The organism is Sphingopyxis sp. Root1497 (assembly GCF_001427085.1).
Classification (GTDB): Bacteria; Pseudomonadota; Alphaproteobacteria; order Sphingomonadales; family Sphingomonadaceae; genus Sphingopyxis.
In genome coordinates, this window is the sequence record NZ_LMGF01000003.1 from 1,682,413 (window position 1) to 1,696,921 (window position 14,509).

The following is a 14,509-nucleotide window of genomic DNA, read 5'->3' on the forward strand; positions in this document are numbered from 1 at the left end:
GCGGTAACGGATATCGGGGCGGCGGGACCACCGCCCGTGGGTCGCACGATGAGGAAGCGGCAAGGGTTCGCCGCTGCAGGGAGATTATTTGATGAGCATCAATATTGGCCCGCCGCAGGTCGATGAGCTGAAGCCGCGGATCGCGGTGATCGGCGTCGGCGGTGCCGGCGGCAATGCCATCGCCAACATGATCGCGGCCAAGGTCGAGGGGGTCGATTTCATCGTCGCCAACACCGACGCGCAGGCGCTGAACGCGTCGCCGGCCGAACGCCGCATCCAGCTCGGCGCGCAGATCACCCAGGGCCTCGGCGCGGGTTCGCGGCCCGAGGTCGGGCGCGCGGCGGCCGAGGAAACGATCGCGCAGGTCGAGGACGCGCTCGACGGCGCGCATATGTGCTTCATCGCGGCCGGCATGGGCGGCGGCACCGGGACCGGTGCGGCGCCGGTGATCGCCAAGGCGGCCCGCGACCGCGGCATCCTGACCGTCGGCGTGGTGACCAAGCCCTTCATGTTCGAAGGCGCGCGGCGCATGCGCTCGGCCGATGCCGGCATCGCCGAGCTGCAGGACCATGTCGACACGCTGATCGTCATTCCGAACCAGAATCTGTTCCTGGTCGCCAACCCGAACACGACCTTCAAAGAAGCCTTCACCATGGCCGACGAAGTGTTGCAGCAGGGCGTGCGCGGGATCACCGACCTGATGGTCATGCCCGGCCTGATCAACCTTGACTTCGCCGACGTGCGCAGCGTGATGCGCGAAATGGGCAAGGCGATGATGGGCACCGGCGAAGCCGAAGGCGACGGCCGCGCGCTCGAAGCGGCGCAAAAGGCGATCGCCAACCCCTTGCTCGACGGCGTGTCGATGGCGGGCGCCAAGGGCGTCATCGTCTCGATCGTCGGCGGCGAGGACATGCGCCTGATGGAAGTCGACGAAGCCGCCAACCACATCCGCGAACTCGTCGATCCCGACGCCAACATCATCTGGGGCAGCGCCTTCAACGAAGCGCTGCAGGGCAAGATCCGCGTGTCGGTCGTCGCGACCGGCATCGACGGCACCGGCGAAGCCGCACCGGCTCCCGCCGCGACGCGCAGCTTCTCCTTCGCTCCGGCGCGCAGCGCGGCACCCGCCGCGGCGCCGGTCGTCGAAGAGCCGGTCGAGGAAGCGCCCTTCGAAGCGTCGGTCGAGGCTCCGCCCGTTGCCGCCGATCCGGCGCCGGGTTTCTCGCTCGGCGACAGCGCTCCGCCCGCGGCCGTGGTCGAGGAAGAGCCGATGGAACTGTCGAACATCGCCGCGACCTACGACGACACGGCGGATGAGCTGGTCCTCGGGCAGCCCGAAGCGTCGGCTCCGGCCTATCAGCCCGCTCCGGCGCCCGAACCCGCCGCCGACGAGGCGCCGTCGCGCGCAATCGGTGGCGGCACCCTGTTCGAACGCATGTCGCGCCTGTCGCGCGGCGCCGCGCCGGCCGAGGGTGAGGAAGAGGGCAAGGAAGACGGGGTCGATATCCCGCGCTTCCTTAACCGCCAGAACAACCAGTAACGGGGCGATCATACCGCCGCCGTCCTTCAGGGCAGGGCGGCGCGGAAATCGGGATGAATTGGCCCATGCGGCGAACGATGAAGTCGGGCAGGCCGGGACGCGCGGCGCGTCATGCGCTCGCGCTCTCCGCGCTGTGGCTTGGCGTGCTGCCGCTCGCGGGCGCACAGGCGCAGGTCACGCCGCCCGACGCGGCGACGCGCGCCGCGATGGAAAAGCGCACCGCGGCGCGAACCTTGCTGTCGTCGGCGCTGGCGCGGATCGCCGCGAACAGCACCGACGGCCCCGCGCTGCTCGATGCCGGACGCGCGTCGATCGAGCTTGAGGATTATCGCGCCGCGCTCGGTTTCCTGACCCGCGCCGAACAGGCGAACCCGCGCGACGGCGCGGTCAAGGCCGCGCTCGGATCGGCGATGGTCCATATGGAAAATCCGACCCGCGCCCTCGACTATTTCGGCGAGGCGCAATTGCTCGGCGCGCCCGAGCGGATTTTCCTCTCCGACCGGGGTCTTGCGCGCGACCTGCTCGGGCAGCAGGACGCGGCGCAGCGCGACTATCAACTCGCGCTGTCGCTGGCACCGAACGATGAAACGCTGCGCCGCTATGCGCTGTCGCTGGGGATCGCCGGCGAGGCCGACCGCGGCGTACAACTGCTGTCGGGCCAGCTCCGCACCCAGGATCGCGGCGCCTGGCGGATGCGCGCGATGATCCTCGCGATCAACGGCCGCAACGGCGAGGCGACCGAGATCGTCAACGCGACGATGCCGCCGCAGCTGGCGCAGAATATCCTGCCTTATCTGGTCCAGATGGACCGGCTCAACCCGGCGCAGCAGGCCGCCGCCGCGCATTTCGGCCGCTTCCCGTCGGGCAACCTCGGCCCGCCGCGCAAGCCCGTGCAGGTCGCCGCGGCCGTGCCGCCGCCCGCAGCGGCGCCGTCGACGTCCAAGCCTGCGGCGTCCAGGCCCGACCGCCGCCGCCCCAGCGAGCGCGAGCGGGCACGCCGTACGCTGACGCCCGTCAGCGCGACGCCGCCGCCGGTAACCGTCCGCCGCGCCCCCGATCCGGCGCCCGTCGCAACGCCGCCACGGCAGGCGCCGAGCGTCGCAGTTGCCAGCGCGACGCCGGCTCGAACCACGCCGGTGCCGGCCCGTCCGGCGCCCACGCCCACGCCCACGCCCACGCCCACGCCCACGCCCACACCGGCCCCGGCTCCCGCGACGGTCGCCCGCGTCGATGCCCCGGCTCAGGCGGTTCCGGTCGCGAGTCCGCCGCCCGCCGCGACGACGTCGGCACCGATCGGAGTCGCGATCCGCGATGGCGGTCCGGTCGGTCCCGGCTTCTCGATCTCGGACATCGGCCAGCCCGGCGCGGCGACGTCCGCGCCCGGCGCCGCGTCTCCCGCTCCGGCTTCCGTCGAGATGGCGCAGGCCGACGCGGTGCCGCCGCCGACCTCTGCCGTCGCGGCGTCGCCGACCTTCGCGCCGACACCCTCGGCGCCGCTCGCCTCGCTCGCCGATATCGTCGGTTCGCTCGAAATCCCCGCCGAGGAAATGGCGCCCGCCAGCGAAGCGGTCGACGCGGCCACCCTCGCCAAGCTGCGCGACGACAAGCGCAAGGCCGATGCCGCTGCCGAGGCGAAGCGCGTCAAGGACGACGCTGCGGCCAAGGTCAAGGCGGAAGCCGATGCGAAGGCCAAGGCCGAAGCGGCTGAAAAGAAAGCGAACCCGGCGCGCATCTGGGTGCAGGTCGCGACCGGCGCCAATGCGAAGGCGCTGGCGACCGACTTCGGCAAATTCGCCAAAAAGTCTCCGGCGCTGTTCAAGGGCAAGGCGGGCGGCACCACCGAATGGGGCAAGACCCGCCGCCTGCTCGTCGGGCCGTTCAAGGACAAGAAGAGCGCCGACACCTGGCTCGCCGATTACAAAAAGGCGGGCGGCGACGGCTTCCTCTTCAACAGCGACGCGGGCCAAGACGTCGATCCGGTCAGATGAGCACGGCAGCGGTCGAGATAGATCCTCCCCATCGCGAAGCGTTGGGGAGGGGGACCGCCGCGAAGCGGTGGTGGAGGGGTTTCGACGCCGGCGTCCTTACCCCTCCGTCAGCGCTTCGCGCTGCCACCTCCCCAACGCTACGCGATGGGGAGGACCTCGATGGCCTCCGTCTCTGATTGCGCCAGCGATCCGCTGCAAAGTCGCGGACGCCGCCATGAAGAGGTCGGCCGCGTCGTGCGCGGGCCGCGCGACGCGTTCCAGCGCGACCGCGACCGCATCATCCACTCGATCGCCTTCCGCCGCCTGCGCCACAAGACGCAGGTGTTCGTCGCCCCCGATCTCGATCATTATCGCGTCCGCCTGACCCACAGTATCGAGGTCGCGCAGATCGGCCGCGGCATCGCGCGCGCGCTGGGGCTCAACGAGGATCTGACCGAGGCGCTCTGCCTTGCGCACGATATCGGCCATCCGCCCTTCGGCCATGCCGGCGAGGATGCGCTCAAGGCCGCGATGACCGACCATGGCGGCTTCGACCACAACGGCCACACGCTGCGCACGCTTGCGTGCCTGGAATGCCCCTATCCGTTGTTCGACGGGCTCAACCTGACCTGGGAAACGCTCGAAGGCCTCGCCAAGCATAATGGCCCGGTCAAATATCCCGGCTGGGCGCTCGCCGCGATCGACGCCGAATTTCCGCTCGACCTCTCCAGCCATGCCAGTCTTGAGGCGCAGATCGCGGCGGTCGCCGACGACATCGCCTATGACAATCACGACATCGACGACGGGCTGCGCGCCGGGCTGCTCAGCCTCGACCAGCTGATGGCCCAGCCGTTCGTCGCCGCCAATTTCGCGGCGGTCGAGGATCGCTTTCCCGGCGCTCCGCGCGACCGCTTGCTGCGCGAACTGGTCCGCGACCAGATCGGCGTCATGGTCAACGATGTGATCGCTGCGACGCGCGCCAATGTCGCCGACGCGGGCGTGACGAGCGCCGCCGAAGTCCGCGCCGCCGGCCGCACCCTCGGCGGCTTTTCGGGTGAACTGGCGCGCAAGGAGCGCGATCTCAAGCGCTTCATGTACGCCAATCTCTATCATCACCCCGAACAGGTCGCGGCGGCCGAGGCGGCGAACCAGATCATCGCCCGGCTCTTCGCCGCCTATGCCGACAATCCGCGCCTGATGGGCGCCGACTGGTCGGCGCGGGTGCCGGGCGAAGAATGCGCGACAGTGCGCCATATCGGTGACTATATAGCCGGCATGACCGACCGCTTCGCCATTGACCGCTATGCCGAAATCTTCGGCCGCGATCAGGTGCCCGCCGCGCTGGCGCATGTCTGACGCACTACTCATCGGCGCGACCGGGATGGTCGGCGGCGCGGTGATCGCGAACGCGGGCGCGCTGTCGTTGACCGTTCTCGTTCGCCGCGAAATGGACGATCTGCCCGAAGCGCATGCGCTGCTCGTCGCGCCGCCCGAGCGCTGGGCCGACATCATCGCGGTCGAGCGCCCGCGCGTCCTCATCTCGTGCCTCGGCACGACGATCCGGCAGGCGGGGTCGGAGGCGGCGTTCCGCGCCGTCGATCACGACCTGATCCTCGCGGCGGCGCGCGGCGCGCGCATGGCGGGGGCGACGCAGATGATCGTCGTCAGCTCGGTCGGTGCCGCGGCGAAGAGCCGCAATTTCTATCTCAGGACCAAGGGCGAGACCGAGGACGGGCTGCGCGCGCTCGGTTTCGAGCGGCTCGACATCCTGCGCCCCGGCTTGTTGATGGGCGACCGCGCCGGGCCGAAACGGATGGGGGAGGGGATCGCGATCGCCGCGGCGCCCCTCGCCGATGCGCTGCTCCACGGCTCGCTGCGCCGCTATCGTTCGATTCCCGGCGAAACCGTCGCGCGGGCGATCGTCGCGCTGGCCGGAAATGCGCAGCCCGGCGTGCGCATCCATGAAAATGACGCGATGCGGCGGCTCGCCGATTGACTCTGCCTTGGGGCGCCGCCAAGGCTCGGGCGTCTGTCGAAGATCGCAAGAGATTCGACCGGCCGCGCGGGAGAGCGCGAGGGCGGGGTCACCCGTGCTTCGCCACCGAAGGAGCAACCGCCCCGGAAACTCTCAGGTCAAGCGGACCGCGCAGGCCGGAACGGACACTCTGGAAAGCGTTCCAGCCACAGGCTGGAGCCACCGAAGGGGTAACCCCATGATATCATGGGGGAAAACTCTCAGGTTCCCGTGACAGAGGGGGCATGGCGACAAGGCGGCACCCGCGCCGCTCCTTGCCGTGCTTGATACGGGAGTTCGCGATATGCGCGATGATCGAGAAGATAGTGAAGTCGTAGAGGTCGCCACCGAAACCCTGCCGCTCGACGCCTGGCACCGCGAAAAGGGCGGCCGCATGGTCGAGTTCGCCGGCTATTGGATGCCGATCCAGTATGACGGCATCATGGCCGAACATCTGTGGGTCCGCGAAAATGCTGGGCTGTTCGACGTCAGCCATATGGGCCAGCTCTACCTTTCGGGCGAAGGGCTCGACGAGGCGCTCGAGGCGCTGATTCCCGGCGATGTGAAGAGCCTCGCGGTCGGGCGGATGCGTTATTCGCTGCTGCTTGCCGAGGATGGCGGTATTCTCGACGATCTGATGCTCAGCCGCTGGCCCGAGGGCATCTATATGGTCGTCAACGGCGCGGTGAAGTGGGAGGATATCGGGCATCTGCGTGAAGCGCTTCCTGACGCGATCACGATCAACCATTTCGAAGAACGCGCGCTGCTCGCGCTGCAGGGTCCCAAGGCGTTCGACGCGCTGAAGCGCCACACCACCGGCAAATGGGGCCTCGACGCCCTCGTCTTCATGATGGGTGGTCCGTACCAGATCGGCGGCGTCGATGCCTGGATCAGCCGTTCGGGCTACACCGGCGAGGACGGGTTCGAGATTTCGGTCGACGCCGACAAGGTCCAGTACGTCGCCGACCTCTTGTGCGGCGAGCCCGAAGTGAAGCCGATCGGCCTCGGCGCGCGCGACAGCCTGCGCCTCGAGGCCGGCTTGCCGCTCTATGGCCACGACCTCGACCCGACCATCGATCCGATCGAGGGCGACCTTGGTTTCGCGATCCAGAAACGCCGCCGCGAGGAAGGCGGCTTTCCCGGCGCGGCACGCATCCTCGGCCATTATGCCGACGGAAGCCCGCGCAAACGCGTCGGGCTGCTCGTCGACGGCAAGCTGCCGGTGCGCGAGGGCGCCAAGCTGTTCGACGGCGAGGACGAGATCGGCGTCGTGACCTCGGGCGGTTTCGCGCCCAGTGTCGGCGCGCCCATCGCCATGGGTTATGTTCCGCGCGACCATGCCGTCCCCGGCACGTCGGTCGCCGCCGAAGTCCGCGGCAAGCGCGTGCCTTGCACCGTTGCCGCGACGCCATTCATTCCACACCGCTATGTGCGCAAACAGGGAGGCTGACCGATGCCGCGTTATTATACCGAAGAACATGAATGGATCGACGTCGATGGCGATGTCGCGACCGTCGGCATCACCGACTTCGCGCAGGGCCAGCTCGGCGACATCGTCTTCGTCGAGGTCCCCGACACCGGCGCCGAGCTTACCCAGGGCGGCGACGCCGCGGTGGTCGAATCGGTGAAGGCGGCGAGCGACGTCTACGCCCCCGTCGACGGCACCGTGACCGAAGGGAACGGCCAGCTCGAGGAAGACCCCGCGCTCGTGAATTCGGACCCCGAAGGCGAAGGCTGGTTCTTCCGCATGACGCTGAGCGACAAGAGCCAGCTCGAAGCGCTGATGAACGCGACCGCGTACAAGGCCTTCTGCGACGATCTTTGATCCCAGCCCCCCTCCCGCAAGCGGGAGGGGGTAGGGGAGGGCCTGTCAGGGGACGCGCCTTCCTTCGAACAGTCCCTCCCCCGACCCCTCCCGCAAGCGGGAGGGGGGAGAATCGACAATGCGTTACCTCCCGCTCACCTCCGACGACCGTTCGGCCATGCTCGCCGCCATCGGCGCTGCGACGATCGACGACCTGTTCGTTGACGTTCCCGCCGAGGCGCGGCTCGACGGCCCAATCGCCGATTTGCCCAACCACGCCAGCGAACTCGCGGTCGAGCGTCATATGGGCGCCTTGGCACGGCGCAACCGCGCGGCGGGTGACGGACCCTTCTTCCTTGGCGCGGGCGCGTACCGCCACCATGTCCCGGCGAGCGTCGATCATCTGATCCAGCGCGGCGAATTCCTGACCGCCTACACGCCGTACCAGCCCGAAATCGCGCAGGGCACGCTGCAGATGCTGTTCGAATTCCAGAGCCAGGTCGCGCGCCTGCTCGGCACCGACGTCGCCAATGCGTCGATGTACGACGGCTCGACCGCCTGCTGGGAAGCGGTCGTGATGGCGCGCCGCATCACCAAAAGGTCGAAAGCGCTCTTCTCGACCGGCGTCCACCCCCATTACCGCAGCGTCGCGCGGACGATGGCCAAATATACCGGCGACGCGCTGGTCGAGGGCGACCCCGAACTGGTTCCCGGCACCGACTGGGCCGCGCTCGCCGCCGCGGTCGACAAGGAGGTCAGCTGCGTCGTCGTGCAATATCCCGACATCCTCGGCCGCATCGACGACATGAGCGCGCTCGCGAGCGCGTGCCAGGCGTCGGGCGCGCTGCTGATTGCGGTGGTCACCGAACCCGTCGCACTCGGGCTGATCAAGTCGCCCGGCGAAATGGGCGCCGACATTGTGGTTGGCGAGGGTCAGTCGATCGGCGTCGGCCTACAATTCGGCGGGCCTTACGTGGGCCTGTTTGCCTGCAAGGCCAAATATGTCCGCCAGATGCCGGGACGGCTGTGCGGCGAGACGGTCGACGCCAATGGCAAGCGCGGTTTCGTGCTGACGCTGTCGACGCGCGAACAGCATATCCGCCGCGAAAAGGCGACGAGCAATATTTGCACGAACAGCGGGCTTTGTGCGCTGGCGTTCAGCATTCACATGACGCTGCTCGGCGAAGCGGGGCTGCGCCAGCTCGCGTCGATCAACCATGGCCGCGCCAAGGCCGCCGCCGCCGAACTGGCGAAGGTGCCGGGCGTGTCGGTGCTCAACACCGCTTTCTTCAACGAGTTTACCCTGCTGTTGCCGACCGCGGCGCGGCCGGTGGTTCACCAACTCGCTGAGCGCGACATCCTCGGCGGCGTATCGCTCGGCCGCCTCTATCCCGACAATGCGGGCCTCGAAAACGGGCTCGTCGTCGCGGTTACCGAAACCTGCACGGCGGAGGATATTGCTGCCTTTGCCGCGGCGCTGAAGGAGGTGCTGGCATGAGCACGCCCAACGCATCCGGCTGGCGCCCCGAAATGAACGCGGGCGGCGCCGACGACAGCACGACCTTCACCGGCAACCGCGCGTTGATGCTCGAAGAGCCGTTGATCTTCGAGATCGGTTCGACCGAAACCACCGGTGTCGATTTCGACGAGGCGCCCCCGGCGTTCGACCTCGGCGGCCTCGCACGCTCGGCGCCGATCGGCCTGCCGGGACTCAGCGAGGGCGAGACGGTCCGCCACTATACGCGCCTGTCGCGCCAGAATTACGCCATCGACCTCGGCCTCTTCCCGCTCGGAAGCTGCACGATGAAGCACAACCCGCGCCTCAACGAACGGGTCGCGCGGATGCCGGGCTTCGCCGACATTCACCCGCTCCAGCCGCAGGAAACGGTGCAGGGCGCGCTCGCGGTGATCAACGAACTGGCGATGTGGCTGATCAAGCTCACCGGCATGCACGGGGTCGCGATGACCCCCAAGGCCGGCGCGCATGGCGAACTCTGCGGCATCCTCTGCATCAAGGCCGCGCTCGAAGCGCGCGGCGAGGACCGGCGCGTGCTGCTCGTCCCCGAAAGCGCGCATGGCACCAACCCCGCGACCGCCGCCTTCGCGGGCTTCAGCGTCGAGGATATCCCCGCGACACCCGAAGGCCGCGTCGACCTCGAAGCGCTGAAAGCGCGCCTCGGTCCCGACGTCGCCGGCGTGATGATCACCAACCCCAACACCTGCGGCCTGTTCGAACGCGACATGAAGGCGATCTCGGACGCGGTGCATGTGGCGGGCGGCTACGTCTATTGCGACGGCGCCAATTTTAACGCGATCGTCGGCAAGGTGCGCCCGGGCGACCTCGGCGTCGATGCGATGCACATCAACCTGCACAAGACCTTCTCGACCCCGCACGGCGGCGGTGGTCCCGGCTCCGGCCCGGTCGTGCTGTCGGAGGCGCTCGCCCCCTACGGCCCGATCCCTTATGCCGCGCGTTACGCCGATGGCTCGTTCAAACTGGTCGAGGAGGAAAGCGCCGGGGCCGAGCATCCCGAGACCTTCGGCCGCATGACCGCCTTCCACGGCCAGATGGGCATGTTCACCCGCGCGCTGACCTATATGATCAGCCACGGCGCCGACGGCCTCAAGCAGGTCGCCGAAGATGCGGTGCTCAACGCGAACTATATCCTACGCAGCCTCGACGATGTGCTCGAAGCGCCGTTCGGTGGCTCGGGGCCGTGCATGCATGAGGCTTTGTTCACCGACAACGGCCTCGCCGAAGGCTTCTCGACGCTCGACATCGCCAAGGGGATCATCGACGAGGGCTTTCACCCGATGACGGTCTATTTCCCGCTCGTCGTCCATGGTGCGATGCTGATCGAGCCGACCGAGACCGAGTCGAAGGCGGTACTCGACCAGTTCATCGGGGCGCTGCGCAGCGTCGCGCTGCGTGCGAAGAATGGCGATCCGGCGCTCAAATCGGCGCCGCATTTCGCGCCGCGCGCGCGGCTCGACGAGACGGCGGCGGCGCGCAAGCCGATCCTGACCTGGAGCGAACCGGTCGTCGCCCCCGGCACCCCGTCGCTCAGCGAGATCGGCGGCAGTTGAACGAGGCGCTCGCCAGCGCGCGCCCGTCGGGTCCGGCCGGATGCCTGATCGGCGGCGCGCTGTTCGCGGTGGTCTTCGTCGCGGTCTGGCTTGTCGCGATCACCCTCTACGGGCTGGTGGTCGAGCAATGGGAACTCGTGCGCGTGCGACGCGAATTCAGCTATGACTGGGTGTTTCTCTATGCCCCCCTGATTGCCGCCGGCCTCGGATTCGTCGCGGCCTTCTTCGCGACCCGGCGCTTCTCGGCGGCGCGGCTGACCTTGTTGATCGTCGTGACCGGGCTGATCGCGCTGTTCGCGGGCATCCTGCTCTTCGGGCTTGGCGGACTGCTCTGACGCTGGCAAGGCACGGGTGCACCGCGAAACGAGGGGACGATCGATGAGTTGGGATACGTTGTTTCTGCTGGCCAATTACTGGGCGATTGCGGGCTGGATCGTCCTCGCTTTCGCGCCGCGCGGGCCGCGCCTCCTGTCGCTGGTGATGTATGCCGGCGTCTTTCTCCTGTGCATCACCTATGCGGTGCTGATCGTCGGTTTTCTCAGCGGGGCGATCGATCCCGGCGGGCCGGGCACCGACGGTAACCTGACCTCGCTCGCCGGGGTGATGAAGCTGTTCGATACCCCCGGCGGCACGACGATGGGCTGGATCCATTATCTCGCCTTCGATCTGTTCACCGGCATGTGGATCGCGCGCGATGCCGACCAAAAGGGCTTTGGCCGCGTTATGCAATTTCCCTTCCTGTTCCTGACGCTGATGGCGGGTCCCGTCGGCCTGTTCCTGTGGCTGATCGTTCGCGAGCGCCGCGCGCGGGCGCACGCCAAAGCCGCGAAGTGACACCGCGACCCTGGATGCCGGGCGACGGCGGCGAAGCGGCCAAGCTTCACGCCCCCGCAACGACCCGCAACCGCGACGCGATCGCCGCGGTGCTCGCCGACTGGCTGCCGCCCGCCGGAAAGGCGCTGGAGGTGGCGAGCGGTTCGGGCGAACATGCGGTGCATTTCGCGGCCGTCTTTCCCCGTCTGCACTGGCAACCGAGCGACCCCGACCCGGCCGGGCTGGTTTCGATCGCCGCCTGGAGCGCCGACGCGGGCCTCGTGAATATCGCGCCGCCGCTCGCGCTCGACGCGTCGGCGGCCGGCTGGCCGATTGCGAAGGCCGATGCGATCCTGTGCATCAACATGGTGCATATCAGCCCATGGGCGGCGACGCTTGGCCTGTTCGCGGGTGCCGGCCGGCTGCTGGCGCCCGGCGCGCCGCTGATCCTCTACGGACCTTATTTCGATCCCGCTGTGTCGACCGCCGAAAGCAATCTCGCCTTCGATGCCAGTTTGCGGGCGCGCAACCCGGCATGGGGGCTGCGCGACCTCGATGCGGTCCGGGCGGCGGCGGCGGATGCCGGGCTGGATTTCGCCGAGCGGCGGGCGATGCCCGCGAACAACCTGATGCTGCTCTTCCGTCGGGCCTAGGCGCCCTGCGGCGTTCCCTGCCCCTCGGGTGGCTGGCGCGCATAATCCTCGGGCGTGATGTCCAGCCGTTCGATGCGCGGCGTGAATTCGCGGCGCCGCATGTTGGTGCCGGTGGCATCGTCGGTCCAGCGCGCCGTCAGCGAATAGCGCTCGACCATGTAGAAACCCGGATTCACGCCGTCACTTCCCGGTTTGAGAGGAGCGTAGACGCGCCCTTCGAGGTGCGTCACCACGGGGGCCAGCCACTGGGTGCCGCCGCTCGAGCGCAACACCTCGATATCCGATACCTTCCCCGATGGCGTGACCCAGAATCCGATGTCGGCCCATTTGCCGATCGAATTGAGCGCGACCAGCCGACGCGACGTATCGCCAGCCGCAATGGCCAGGAAGCCGGCGCTCGTGACGTTGTCGGCCATGCTCTGGGTGGCGGGGTTGCGCATGGTGTCGATGCCCGGCGACTTGATCGGTGATGCCGCGATCAGGATCGGCCGCGCGGCGCCGCCCTCGACGGCGAATTGCCGCAGCAGGGCGCTGGTCGAATCCGACCGGCCCGCTTTCCGGTCCATCCGCGCCAGCGATACCTGCGCGACGAGCCGCAGGTCGTCGGTGCCCGGAAGCGGATCGGCGATGATATCGCCGAGCATCGCGCGGGCGCGCTTGCGGTCGGCGGATAGATTGCTGTCCTCTGCCGCGACCTGTGCGAGCACCGCCTGCCGCAGCCGCGCATATATGGCGATGCGGTTCAGCCCACGGCCCAGCGCCTGCGCTTCGACATCGGCATAGATACGCGCGGCCTCATCGGGGAAGCCGAGCTTGGCACGGCTGTCGCCCACCTCGATCTGCGCGCCGAGTACCCGCGGATCACCGCGGTCGAGCCCTTCGCGCAGGGTGTCGCGCATCGCGAGCACCGACGACTGAAAGCTGCGTGCTTCGCCGACATGTTCGGCGACGCGGCCGTTGGCGCGATAGAGGTCGGATACCGGCACCGGGAAGGCGCGGGCGTGCGCCTTGTTGCGGTCGATCGACTTCAACAGCGTCGAGCGTGCATCCTTGTACCGGCCGGCGAGGAACTGGTTCTCGGCATGTGTCAGCGTCGCCGCGACGTCCTGGTCGGGCGGACAGGCGCGGGCGAGGCACGCGGCAAGCGCCGCGGCGGTCTCGCCGAGCGGCTGGCCGGTGACGATGATGGGGCCGTCGGTTTCGGCGGCAAGCGCAGGCGCGACCGACAGGGTCGCGGCGAGCGGGGCGAGAAAAATCAGGCGACGCATCGACCTTCTCCCTTCACGCTGATGTGCGCGAAGGGTCTCATGAAAGGCGCTCTTCGTCAATCGGACCCGGTCAACCCGTCTTGTCGTCGTCGATGATCGGTCGCTGGTAATTTTCGGGGGTGATATCGAGCCGTTCGATGCGCGGGGTCGCTTCGCGGCGGCGCATGTTGGTGCCCGTCGCGTCGTCGGTCCAGCGCGCGGTCAGCGTATAGCGCTCGATCATGTAGAAGCCAGGGGTCGCATCATTGTCGGTGCGGCGCAGCGGCGCATAGACGCGGGTCTGGATCTGCTTGAGCACGGGTTTCAACCACTGTTTCGTGCCTTCGCCGCGCAGCACCTCGATATCGCCGACGCGGCCGTCGGCGTTGATCCAGAAACCGACATCGGCCCATTTGGCGATGCTGTTGAGCGCGGTCAGCCGCTGCAGCGTGTTCGCCTGCGGCTGGTCGTTGCCATAATCCTGGGTCAGGTCGATGCGCTTGATCGGTTCGCTGAACAGCAGCAGCGGGCGTGTCGCGCCGCCCTTGGCAGCGAAATCCTTCAGGATCGCCTCGGTCGAACTGGCGTCGCCCTTTTTGCGGTCCATGCGCGCGCGCATGACCGTCGCGACGAGCGCGAAATCCTCGCCCCCGGCGAGCGGTTGCGCCGTGATCTCGTCGAGCTTCGCGCGGGCCTTGGCATAATCGGCGTCGAGTCCCGAGGCTTCGGCTTCGGTCTGCAGCAACAACGCCTGGCGCACGCGCGAGAACATCGCGACGCGGTTCTGCCCACCCGCCAGCGCATCCTTTTCGACATCCTGATAGATGCGTTTCGCTTCGTCGGGGAAACCCAGCTTGGCGCGGCTGTCGCCGACCTCGATCTGCGCGACCATCACGCGCGGGTCCTTTTCGCCGAGTCCGGCCTTCAGCGTGTTGCGCATGTCGAGCACCGACAGCTGGAAATTCTTCGCCTCGCCGACATGTTCGGCGACGCGGCTGTTGGCGCGGAACAGGTCGGAGACCTCGACCGGATATTTGGTCCCGAACTTGCGGTTGCGGCCGATCGACTTGAGCAATGTCGTGCGCGAATCCTTGTATTCGCCCTGCAGCAACTGGTTTTCGGCATGGGCGAGCGAGGCTGCGACATCCTCGTCGGGCGGGCAATTGCGCGCGAGGCATGCCGCGAGCGCGTCGGCGGTGTCCTTGAGCGAACGGCCGGTGACGACGATTTCGGGGTCCCCGTTGGTCTGCGCCGCGGCGGGAAGGGCGAAGGCCGAGGCGAGCAGCAGGATCGACAGGCGGGTCTTGGTCACATGAGTCTCCGTGCGGGCGATGGCGCCGCTGTGTTATTTTGATAATCCACCATAGAGGGATTGCCCAAGTGT

13 protein-coding genes and 2 riboswitches are annotated in these 14,509 nt (G+C 68.2%); of the genes, 11 read left to right on the forward strand and 2 right to left on the reverse strand.

Annotated elements, in window-relative coordinates:
• Positions 1-91 precede the first annotated feature (91 nt).
• From ftsZ to ASD67_RS11420, 11 genes are all read left to right on the forward strand, one after another.
• Complete coding sequence (gene ftsZ / locus ASD67_RS11370) at positions 92-1,540, forward strand: cell division protein FtsZ (protein ID WP_056346905.1); 1,449 nt, start codon at positions 92-94, stop codon at positions 1,538-1,540.
• Between the two features lie 53 nt (positions 1,541-1,593).
• A complete protein-coding gene (locus tag ASD67_RS23445; RefSeq protein ID WP_235535638.1) occupies positions 1,594-3,528 on the forward strand; it encodes a tetratricopeptide repeat protein in 1,935 nt (644 codons plus the stop codon).
• Between the two features lie 159 nt (positions 3,529-3,687).
• Complete coding sequence (locus ASD67_RS11380; RefSeq protein WP_056346907.1) at positions 3,688-4,863, forward strand: deoxyguanosinetriphosphate triphosphohydrolase; 1,176 nt, start codon at positions 3,688-3,690, stop codon at positions 4,861-4,863.
• The gene (locus tag ASD67_RS11385) at positions 4,856-5,503 is read left to right on the forward strand and encodes an NAD-dependent dehydratase (protein ID WP_056347329.1); all 648 of its coding nucleotides are present in this window, start codon (positions 4,856-4,858) and stop codon (positions 5,501-5,503) included. The genes ASD67_RS11380 and ASD67_RS11385 overlap by 8 nt, the downstream gene beginning before the upstream one ends.
• Before the next feature lie 57 nt (positions 5,504-5,560).
• A riboswitch (glycine riboswitch) is annotated at positions 5,561-5,662 on the forward strand.
• A riboswitch (glycine riboswitch) is annotated at positions 5,663-5,769 on the forward strand.
• Between the two features lie 56 nt (positions 5,770-5,825).
• Positions 5,826-6,971 (forward strand): glycine cleavage system aminomethyltransferase GcvT, encoded by a 1,146-nt coding sequence (gene gcvT / locus ASD67_RS11390; RefSeq protein ID WP_056346909.1) that lies wholly within the window; start codon positions 5,826-5,828, stop codon positions 6,969-6,971.
• Positions 6,972-6,974: 3 nt separating this feature from the next.
• Positions 6,975-7,346: a glycine cleavage system protein GcvH gene (gcvH, locus tag ASD67_RS11395; RefSeq protein WP_056346911.1), complete on the forward strand. Its 372-nt coding sequence runs from the start codon at positions 6,975-6,977 to the stop codon at positions 7,344-7,346.
• 118 nt (positions 7,347-7,464) lie between these two features.
• Positions 7,465-8,823, forward strand: a complete 1,359-nt coding sequence (gcvPA, locus tag ASD67_RS11400) for an aminomethyl-transferring glycine dehydrogenase subunit GcvPA (protein ID WP_056346913.1) — start codon at positions 7,465-7,467, stop codon at positions 8,821-8,823.
• Positions 8,820-10,412: an aminomethyl-transferring glycine dehydrogenase subunit GcvPB gene (gcvPB, locus tag ASD67_RS11405; protein WP_056346914.1), complete on the forward strand. Its 1,593-nt coding sequence runs from the start codon at positions 8,820-8,822 to the stop codon at positions 10,410-10,412. The genes gcvPA and gcvPB overlap by 4 nt, the downstream gene beginning before the upstream one ends.
• Complete coding sequence (locus ASD67_RS11410; RefSeq protein ID WP_056346916.1) at positions 10,409-10,747, forward strand: hypothetical protein; 339 nt, start codon at positions 10,409-10,411, stop codon at positions 10,745-10,747. Before gcvPB ends, ASD67_RS11410 begins: the two co-directional genes overlap by 4 nt.
• A gap of 43 nt (positions 10,748-10,790) precedes the next feature.
• Complete coding sequence (locus tag ASD67_RS11415; RefSeq protein WP_056346918.1) at positions 10,791-11,246, forward strand: ABA4-like family protein; 456 nt, start codon at positions 10,791-10,793, stop codon at positions 11,244-11,246.
• Between the two features lie 14 nt (positions 11,247-11,260).
• Positions 11,261-11,878 (forward strand): DUF938 domain-containing protein, encoded by a 618-nt coding sequence (locus ASD67_RS11420; protein ID WP_056346920.1) that lies wholly within the window; start codon positions 11,261-11,263, stop codon positions 11,876-11,878.
• On the opposite strand, the gene ASD67_RS11425 is transcribed toward ASD67_RS11420, so the two are convergent.
• Both ASD67_RS11425 and ASD67_RS11430 read right to left on the reverse strand, forming a co-directional pair.
• Positions 11,875-13,146, reverse strand: a complete 1,272-nt coding sequence (locus ASD67_RS11425; RefSeq protein ID WP_056346922.1) for a hypothetical protein — start codon at positions 13,144-13,146, stop codon at positions 11,875-11,877. The genes ASD67_RS11420 and ASD67_RS11425 overlap by 4 nt on opposite strands.
• A 70-nt stretch (positions 13,147-13,216) precedes the next feature.
• Complete coding sequence (locus ASD67_RS11430; protein ID WP_056346924.1) at positions 13,217-14,437, reverse strand: hypothetical protein; 1,221 nt, start codon at positions 14,435-14,437, stop codon at positions 13,217-13,219.
• Positions 14,438-14,509: the final 72 nt, after the last annotated feature.

Coding starts and splice junctions, on each gene's coding strand:
- ftsZ (WP_056346905.1), top strand. CDS start 92: ATGAGCATCAATATTGGCCCGCCGCAGGTCGATGAGCTGAAGCCGCGG.
- ASD67_RS23445 (WP_235535638.1), top strand. CDS start 1,594: ATGAATTGGCCCATGCGGCGAACGATGAAGTCGGGCAGGCCGGGACGC.
- ASD67_RS11380 (WP_056346907.1), top strand. CDS start 3,688: ATGGCCTCCGTCTCTGATTGCGCCAGCGATCCGCTGCAAAGTCGCGGA.
- ASD67_RS11385 (WP_056347329.1), top strand. CDS start 4,856: ATGTCTGACGCACTACTCATCGGCGCGACCGGGATGGTCGGCGGCGCG.
- gcvT (WP_056346909.1), top strand. CDS start 5,826: ATGCGCGATGATCGAGAAGATAGTGAAGTCGTAGAGGTCGCCACCGAA.
- gcvH (WP_056346911.1), top strand. CDS start 6,975: ATGCCGCGTTATTATACCGAAGAACATGAATGGATCGACGTCGATGGC.
- gcvPA (WP_056346913.1), top strand. CDS start 7,465: ATGCGTTACCTCCCGCTCACCTCCGACGACCGTTCGGCCATGCTCGCC.
- gcvPB (WP_056346914.1), top strand. CDS start 8,820: ATGAGCACGCCCAACGCATCCGGCTGGCGCCCCGAAATGAACGCGGGC.
- ASD67_RS11415 (WP_056346918.1), top strand. CDS start 10,791: ATGAGTTGGGATACGTTGTTTCTGCTGGCCAATTACTGGGCGATTGCG.
- ASD67_RS11420 (WP_056346920.1), top strand. CDS start 11,261: ATGCCGGGCGACGGCGGCGAAGCGGCCAAGCTTCACGCCCCCGCAACG.
- ASD67_RS11425 (WP_056346922.1), bottom strand. CDS start 13,146: ATGCGTCGCCTGATTTTTCTCGCCCCGCTCGCCGCGACCCTGTCGGTC.